1 protein-coding gene is annotated in these 340 nt (G+C 65.9%); it reads right to left on the bottom strand.

Annotated elements, in window-relative coordinates:
- Positions 1-340: VCBS domain-containing protein (locus EN993_RS36825; protein ID WP_164758112.1), on the bottom strand; the 340-nt coding region annotated here is incomplete at both ends.

Raw genomic sequence — 340 nt, 5'->3', positions numbered from 1 at the left:
TGCCGTCGGCGCTGACGACATTGAAGGTGTCGGTGTAGGTGGTGCCGGCGACGAACTCGTCATGGGCGGAGGATGCCGTGTAGGTCCAGTTGCCGTTGGCATCGAGGTCGAAGGTGCCGTAGCTGCCTGCGGCAGCCACCTGGGGCACGAAGTGGGGATCGCTGTCGACATCGGAGATGGTGAGCGTGCCCGACGTCGAGATGTCGGCGGCCGTGTTGCCTTCGGTCAGGTCGCGCACATCGGCCGACAGGACGGCCGCGTCGTTGGTGCCCAGGATGTGGACGGTCACGGTGGTGGCGGTGCCGTCGGCGCTGACGACATTGAAGGTGTCGGTGTAGGT

It is taken from the genome of Mesorhizobium sp. M7D.F.Ca.US.004.01.2.1, assembly GCF_003997785.1.
GTDB lineage: Bacteria > Pseudomonadota > Alphaproteobacteria > Rhizobiales > Rhizobiaceae > Mesorhizobium > Mesorhizobium loti.
This window is presented reverse-complemented; position numbering and strand designations above follow the sequence as displayed.